At 40.6% G+C, this 7,654-nt stretch carries 8 protein-coding genes; 4 read left to right on the top strand and 4 right to left on the bottom strand.

The annotated features are described in order from the left end of the window. The 3 genes from VJ937_RS04295 to pheS form a co-directional block, all read right to left on the bottom strand. The coding region (locus VJ937_RS04295) for an outer membrane beta-barrel protein (RefSeq protein WP_324065659.1) at positions 1-326 on the bottom strand (326 nt) is incomplete at its 3' end. Beyond that, on the bottom strand, positions 316-1,011 hold the full coding sequence (locus VJ937_RS04290) for an NAD-dependent deacylase (protein ID WP_324065658.1): 696 nt from the start codon (positions 1,009-1,011) through the stop codon (positions 316-318). The genes VJ937_RS04290 and VJ937_RS04295, both read right to left, overlap by 11 nt. Before the next feature lie 158 nt (positions 1,012-1,169). Further along, complete coding sequence (pheS, locus tag VJ937_RS04285; protein WP_057953255.1) at positions 1,170-2,189, bottom strand: phenylalanine--tRNA ligase subunit alpha; 1,020 nt, start codon at positions 2,187-2,189, stop codon at positions 1,170-1,172. A 173-nt stretch (positions 2,190-2,362) separates the two neighbouring features. Between pheS and VJ937_RS04280 the strand changes: the two genes are divergently transcribed. Beyond that, positions 2,363-3,295 carry an SPOR domain-containing protein gene (locus VJ937_RS04280; RefSeq protein WP_324065657.1) on the top strand — a complete coding sequence of 311 codons (933 nt, stop codon included), beginning with the start codon at positions 2,363-2,365 and terminating at the stop codon, positions 3,293-3,295. A 95-nt stretch (positions 3,296-3,390) separates the two neighbouring features. Beyond that, on the top strand, positions 3,391-5,346 hold the full coding sequence (gene dnaG / locus VJ937_RS04275; protein WP_324065656.1) for a DNA primase: 1,956 nt from the start codon (positions 3,391-3,393) through the stop codon (positions 5,344-5,346). Positions 5,347-5,382: 36 nt separating this feature from the next. Here dnaG and VJ937_RS04270 read toward each other — a convergent pair whose 3' ends face one another. After that, positions 5,383-6,408, bottom strand: a complete 1,026-nt coding sequence (locus VJ937_RS04270) for an ABC transporter substrate-binding protein (RefSeq protein WP_324065655.1) — start codon at positions 6,406-6,408, stop codon at positions 5,383-5,385. 131 nt (positions 6,409-6,539) lie between these two features. Here VJ937_RS04270 and VJ937_RS04265 point away from each other — a divergent pair, with 131 nt between their 5' ends. Both VJ937_RS04265 and VJ937_RS04260 read left to right on the top strand, forming a co-directional pair. Next, positions 6,540-7,073, top strand: a complete 534-nt coding sequence (locus VJ937_RS04265; protein ID WP_324065654.1) for a YfiR family protein — start codon at positions 6,540-6,542, stop codon at positions 7,071-7,073. Then, positions 7,070-7,654 (top strand): CHASE sensor domain-containing protein (locus VJ937_RS04260; RefSeq protein WP_324065653.1); only part of this gene is annotated, 585 nt, incomplete at its 3' end. The genes VJ937_RS04265 and VJ937_RS04260, both read left to right, overlap by 4 nt.

Raw genomic sequence — 7,654 nt, 5'->3', positions numbered from 1 at the left:
TTGTGGTAATACCTTGCCGTGAGCGGCATGTCGACATAATGAAGATTGATTTCGTAGAAAGAGAACGGATCGTCTACTTTTTTTTCTCCCTGGCTGCCTTTTTGCGTATACACCATTGCAAATTGTACACTAATTTCTTCTGTTACCGGCTTTTCAATAAACCCGCCTACTCTAAGTCCGGCTTTATCGTAGCCGCTCAGCGTATCGCCGTCGACCTGGGTACCCATTACTCCGGCCTCCAACCCACCTTTGAAATTTGCTAACTGTGCACTGGCAATACTTGCAGCAAAAAGCAGTATAAAAATAACCGATAATCTATTCCACATATGACTTTAACTTTTTTTGAAGTATTTTAACTCCTTCAACGGCTCCTGTTTCGATAAATTCAATTTGTGATGAAAAATTTTCATGTGCTGCATCGGGATTAATTACAAAAACAGGCACCCCTTTCCGGAGGTAATTGGTGAGTCCTGCTGCCGGATAAACGGCTAAAGCTGTTCCAATGATCACAAAAATATCGGCATGTGCCACAATATTGGCTGCCGCTTCTATGGCAGGTACAGCTTCGCCGAACCAAACCACATGCGGCCTTAGTTGGCTGCCTTTCTCACATTTATCTCCGAGATTCAGCTCACTGCCTTCTAAATCATATACCAGCCACGGATCTGTTGTAGAACGGGCCTTTCGTATCTCGCCATGCAAATGCAGTACATTTTTGCTTCCGGCCCTTTCATGCAAATCGTCTACATTTTGAGTTACAATTTGTACATCAAAATCCTGCTCCAATGTAACCAGGCCTTTATGGCCCTCATTTGGTTCGGCTTCCATCACCTTTTTACGTCGGTAATTATAAAAATCGAGCACCAGCTGTGGATCGCTTTCAAAAGCTTCGGGTGAAGCCAATTCCATAGGGTTGTGGTTTTGCCACCATCCGTCTTTATCGCGGAAAGTACGAATCCCACTTTCAGCACTCATTCCTGCTCCCGACAATACGACAAGCTTTTTAGACATATTAAACCTTTTGGTTTAAAGGTAAGAAAAAAAACATCCATTTGCCAAGCGTCAATAACGAAATGAATCGGTTTGTTTTCAAAGGTTGGGCAACCATAATCAAGTAGCTTTTACCGGGAGTTTTTCCAAATTCCGATTGTCCGGTTTACATAAATTGCCTAAACCTCATTTTCGAATTGACCCAAAAAACGCACATCGTTTTCAAAGTAATAACGAAGGTCTTTTACCTGGTATTTCAACATTGCAATACGCTCAATACCCATGCCGAATGCAAATCCGGAATAAATTTCAGGGTCAATATCAGAGCTTTCGAGCACGTTTGGATCGACCATACCGCAGCCCATAATTTCGAGCCAGCCGGTATATTTACAAACATTACAGCCTTTTCCTCCGCAAATGGTGCAACTCACATCCATTTCGGCAGAAGGTTCGGTAAAAGGGAAGTACGAGGGTCGCAGCCTGATCTCGGTATCAGCTCCAAACATTTCGCGTGCAAAATAGAGCAAGGTTTGCTTTAAGTCGGCAAACGACACATCCTTATCGATGTAAAGTCCCTCAATTTGATGAAAAATGCAGTGTGCTCTTGCCGAAATAGCTTCGTTACGAAAAACGCGGCCGGGACAAATCACCCGAATAGGCGGATCATTTTGCTCCATTGTACGCACCTGGATAGAAGAGGTATGTGTGCGCAAAAGCACATCGGGTTGTTTTTCAATAAAAAAGGTATCCTGCATATCTCTGGCCGGATGCTCCTCGGGGAAGTTCAATGCGCTAAACACGTGATGATCGTCTTCGATTTCGGGTCCGTCGGCAACCACGTAGCCCAGACGACTAAAAATATCGATAATTTCGCGCCTTACAATTGATAGCGGGTGACGGGTTCCCCATTTTACGGGATCTCCCGGCAGGGTTAAGTCATCGCCACTGGCCTCCTCAGGCTGCTTTTGCAGGTCTGCATGAAAACGATCAATTTTTTCCTGTAGAAATGTCTTTATTTCGTTGATTTTTTTACCGAACTCCCTTTTTTGTTCATTGGGAACCTTTTTAAACTCGGCAAAAACTTCATTCATTTTTCCTTTCTTACCTAAATACTGAATCCGGAAAGCTTCAATCTCTTCTTCCGAATTGGCCACAAAAGCCTCTGCCTCTTTCTTAATCTGTTCTAATTTTTCCAGCATATTGCGCACTTATATGATTTATAAGAAGCTACGAAATTACATGTTTTTTATCTCTTGAGCAAATTGGAAAATTGCTGTATTAGCGTCATATTTGCCTTTCTTGGCCGTTAAAATATAGGCAACGGTCAAAAATTATGTTATTCTTCGTAGTTTATTTCGTAATTTTGTAGTTGATGTCGACATTGAGTAAATATATATCAGATTTATTGTTCCTGCATAATTGTGTAATTGTGCCGGAACTTGGGGGATTTGTAGCTGAATTTCGTTCTGCCGTAATTGACGATCAGCGAGAAATGATTTATCCGCCTTCAAAATCATTAGCTTTTAATAATGCCCTTCGCAGAAACGACGGGCTATTGGTGAATTATATTGCTCATAAAAGAGAACTGACTTACGAAGCCGCTGCAACCTGGCTTTCTGAAGAGGTCAAGCACATTAAACACACCCTGCTTACAGATGGGCTGGTAATTGTAAATGGCCTTGGCGCTTTATACCTGGATGAAAACCAGCATTTTCAATTCAGAGCAGATGTGGAACAAAACCTGTTGGCTGATGCTTACGGGCTGACACCGGTAAACCTGCCCATAGATCTGAGCATACGCACTTCAAAATCTTTGAAAACCGTACCAATAAATCAAAACCAGGGCATTATGAGCAAAAAAACCATGGTGAGAATTGCCGCCGTGCTGGGCCCCATACTCATTATCGGGGCAGTACTTACTTTTGGCACTGATTTCTTCAAGCAAGAGCAAAAAAATCAAACTGCTGCCATTGGGATATCCCAACCTGATGAAAATGATACAACAAAAGATTCTGCAGACATCAATGAAATAGCAACTAAAAAAGAGCAAGCCCTCTATTACAGCGAAAAAGAAGAGGCTTTCGAATATCACATTATTGCGGGAAGCTATAATAAACGTAAAAATGCACAGCTTTTGGCAGACGATTTAATAAAAGAAGGCCACAACGCCACCGTAGTAGCGGCTGATGGTAAATTCCGCGTTTCAATGCAGCAATTCAGTGATCGCTATGAGGCATTGCAAAAACTTGATTTTCTGAGAAAAACAACCGACAAATCTTATTGGATTTTCAAGCAAAAAAATTAAAAAAATAGTATTATCCTTTCCTCTCTTTTGCATTAAAATATCCTTCAGAGATGCTATCTTTGTATTTAATCAATTGAAATTTTTGATTTCTTCTAATGATAGATCAGTTAACCATTGACCGCATATACAGCAGCATCGATATTGTAGATGTAGTAGGTGATTATATTTCGCTAAAAAGGCGGGGAGCCAATTACCTCGGGCTTTGCCCATTTCATAACGAAAAAACACCCTCTTTTACAGTTAGCCCATCAAAAGGCATCTACAAATGTTTTGGTTGTGGTAAGGGAGGAAATGCTGTGAATTTTCTCATGGAGCAGGAAGGCTTAAGTTATGTTGAAGCACTTAAAAATCTTGCCAAAAGGTACAATATAGAGGTTGAAGAAAAAGAACCCTCGGCTGATGAGATCAAAAAACGGGACCAGCGTGAAAGCATGATCATTCTTACTCGTTTTGCTGCAGAATGGTATGCAAAACAACTATTTGAAACCGATGAAGGAAAGCGCATTGGCCTTAGTTATTTTAAAGAACGGGGTTTCACAGAAAATACCATTCGCAAATACGAGCTCGGGTACAGTCCGGCCAAACGTGATGCTTTTACATCTGCAGCTTTAGGCAAGGGATATAAAATCGACTACCTTTCAGAAACAGGTCTTACCATAGTAAAAGAGGACCGGAAATTTGACCGTTTTGCCGAACGCGTAATGTTTCCCATACACAGTCTGAGCGGCCAGGTCATTGCATTTGGCGGGCGCATTATGCGGAAAGACACCAAAATGGCGAAATACCTTAATTCGCCCGAATCAGAAATTTATCACAAAAGTCGCGTGCTGTATGGCATTTACCAGGCCCGCAAAGAAATTACCCGCCATAACCAGTGTATTCTTGTGGAAGGTTATACCGATGTAATATCATTAAGCCAGTCGGGTGTTGAAAATGTGGTTGCCTCTTCGGGCACATCACTTACGCCAGAGCAGGTAAAACTTATTAAACGTTTTACGCCAAACCTCATCATATTATACGATGGCGACCCGGCCGGAATAAAAGCCTCAATGCGCGGTATCGACATCGTGCTCGAGGAAGAGATGAATGTTAAAATATGTCTCCTCCCCGAAGGTGAAGACCCCGACAGTTTTGCCCGGGCAAATGGTGCACAGGCGGTAAAAGATTATATTGAAAACAATGCCACAGACTTCATACGATTTAAAACAGGTGTATTATTAAAAGAAGCTGGAAACGACCCGGTTAAAAAAGCAGGCATTGTGAGTGATATCGTAAAATCCATTTCCATTATTCCCGATGGTATTACGCGATCAGTATACCTGAAAGAAACAGCCGGGATGCTCGATATGCAGGAAAAAGTACTGTACGATGAAATAAAAAAAATCAGGAAAAGGCGTTTTTTCAAAGAGAAAGATAAGCAGCAAACAAGACAGGAAAATACAACCCCGGCTCCCAATGAACGCGGTCTAATATCGCCAAACGAACCCACACTCCACCAGGCCGAACGTGAACTCATTTGGCTTTTGCTTGAACACGGTGAAACTGAGCTGGCCATAGACTCACTCGAAACCTTAGATGAAGATGATAACGCAGAAATGATTTCAGTGGCCGATTTTGTGCTGGAAGACCTGAGCCAGGATGGTCTGACATTCGCCCACCCGGTTCATCATAAAATCCTGGATGAAATGATGAACTTCCAGGTAAAAGGCTATGCGGTAAACGAAAAGTATTTCCTCAACCACGAGGACTCCGAAATAGTTAAAACCATAGTTGACATTACAAGCCGCAACTATGAATTAAGTAAAATATGGGACATAAGAGCACCTGAAAAGAATTTTGAAGAGTCGAACCTGACGAGACTCATTGAACGATTGCTGGTGGAGTATAAACTTCAACGCATTAAAGAAATGATGCGGGAGCACATGGAGAAACTAAAGCAAAACCAATCCCTGAGCTCAGAGGAGCGCACTGAAATAGTTCAGGAAATTTCCCGCTTAAGCCAGGTTAAAACCCAACTAGCGGCAATACTTGATAACCGTGTAATTTTTTAGTAACAAGAGTCATTGTAAAAGCTCCCTAAAAAAGCATTATTCCGCGATTCTCACCCGATCAAGATATAAAAAATTCATGCCGCCGTAGTGCAGGTTCTTGATGTTACTTCTGCGTAGCATAAATATTTTGGTGCTTTCCATATCTTTGGGTTGTTCCAAAACAAGCTCAGGGTCATCCCCCTCAAAGAGGTCAATGTTTTTTTCAACAAACTCAGAAACATATTTTTGCTTCATGGTAAGTAAAAAATCGGCTTTGCCATCCCTGATCAGCCTTAAGCTTTTGGCCGGAGTAGCCTCAAAAATGGCGGTAAGCTTATCGATGTATGGCAGCTGCCTGCCATTTTTATCTGTTTTATAGTAAAGCTCATTGCGAAACATCGCCACAGAATCAGTTGAAGGGTTAAAATGATCAAGCACAAAAGGTCCGCAACCTATGGTACACTCATTGCCATATTTTCTGAGGCCTTCAGGGGGCAAAATGGCCATATCAGGACTCACCATACTGTAAATAAATGCGGGGTTCGATTTATTTAAATAAATGACTAAAGTAAGCGAGTCTTTAACTTTAATACCTTCAAGTTGGCCGGGTTCAAACTCCATATCACGACATTGGTCATAATACTCTGATCCGCCTTTTATATCTTTTAATAAGCCGATACCCTGGGCACTATTGGCTTTGTGCCAGAATGTATATTCGAGGGAATACTTCACATCCGAAGCACTTAACAGCCTCTCCTCTTTGCTTTCAAAACAACCATGATCATGAAAATACACATTGTCATGCAGGTGGAAAATAATTTTATCGTGGTTATTATTCACCACCCAGCGTTTTGCAAGTCTGCCCTCCTGCTTATTAGTAGCAGGATTAATACCAATCAGCCCATCATGAATTTGTGTAACTAAATGAGATTCTTCCAGCGAATTAATGGTTGCCGGAAAAATATCGCCCGGATAATTCGACTCTATAAACTTCAGATGGTTAGATTTGACCTGATGTTCAACTGGGCCTTTGCAGGTATAAAAACCAAAAACTAAAAGTAAAATTATTGAGAACCTGACCATAACTTAATTTATTGATTTATTGCATAAAGGTAAGCAATTCATTAAAACTGTGAAATCAATTCTTAATGCAACATGCAACATTTTTTTATGTTTTTTAATTCCTTAAATTTGTTAAGGCTGTTAATTTTAGAATGGTGGTAAGATACTTTGTGTTTTTTATATATTTTACTGTTCTGCCCGGGTTTACATATGCCCAGGTGGATGAAATGACTATGAAAGCCATTTTTATAGAACGCTTCTCCCGCTTTATTGAATGGCCAGCCGACAGACAGGGCGATTTTTTTAGAATTCAGGTTTTGGGTGACAAAAAACTGGCACAGAAATTTCGGAAAATTTACAAAAAACTCGAAATCAAAAATAAAACCGTGTTAATTCATGAACATGAAAAAGTTTATAATACCGACTTCCGCCCACATGTAGTTTACATTACAGAGAAAGAACTTATAAGTCCTTTACTAAAAGCAACTGAAAAGAAACCGGTTTTGGTTATATCTGAAGTACCCGGTGGCGCCAGGGAGGGCGCTATGATCAACATTTACAAAAAAGAATCGACCCTGAAGTTTGAAATTAATGAACGGTCGATGTACAACAGTAACCTCTATATAAGTTATAGATTAAAAAAAGCAGCACAGCACATTGTAGACCCTGTGCGAGAAAAGAAATGAAATGGATTAACAACATATCGCTTAGGTATAAACTAATTGGCCTGGTTTTATTAGTGACCATTGCCGTTACATTTGCCGGATATGCGGTTATTATAGTCCGTTTTGCTAACGAACAGGAACGAAAATTCCAGTCAAATGTGGAAACAAATGCCATTTTACTGGCAGACTATTGTGTGGGCCCCATGAGCTTTAACGATTCCATTGAAACACGAAAGGTGTTGCAACGCATCGAAAATTTGCCACATATAATTTCTGCACAAGTATATGATAAAAACGGCAATTTGTTTTCTGAATATATTTCCGATATAGCATTTGATGATATTTCTTATGAAGCAATAGAGACAGAGGAAGTGAAAGAAACAATAAATTATAAGAATAACGATTACGGTACCATAGTGCTTCTGGCCAGCAAAGAAAATATCTCATCAGAAATTACCAGCTTCATGCTTTCTAATGCAGGGTGGATCCTATTTTTACTTTTATTGGGATCTTTTGCTGCCTATCGAATGCAATTCGTAATTACACGGCCGCTTGCAAGTCTGGCAATGGCCTCAAAAAGAATTTCGCAAGAAGCAGACTAC

The organism is Salinivirga sp., assembly GCF_035268865.1.
In the GTDB taxonomy this organism is placed as follows: domain Bacteria; phylum Bacteroidota; class Bacteroidia; order Bacteroidales; family Salinivirgaceae; genus Salinivirga.
This window is presented reverse-complemented; position numbering and strand designations above follow the sequence as displayed.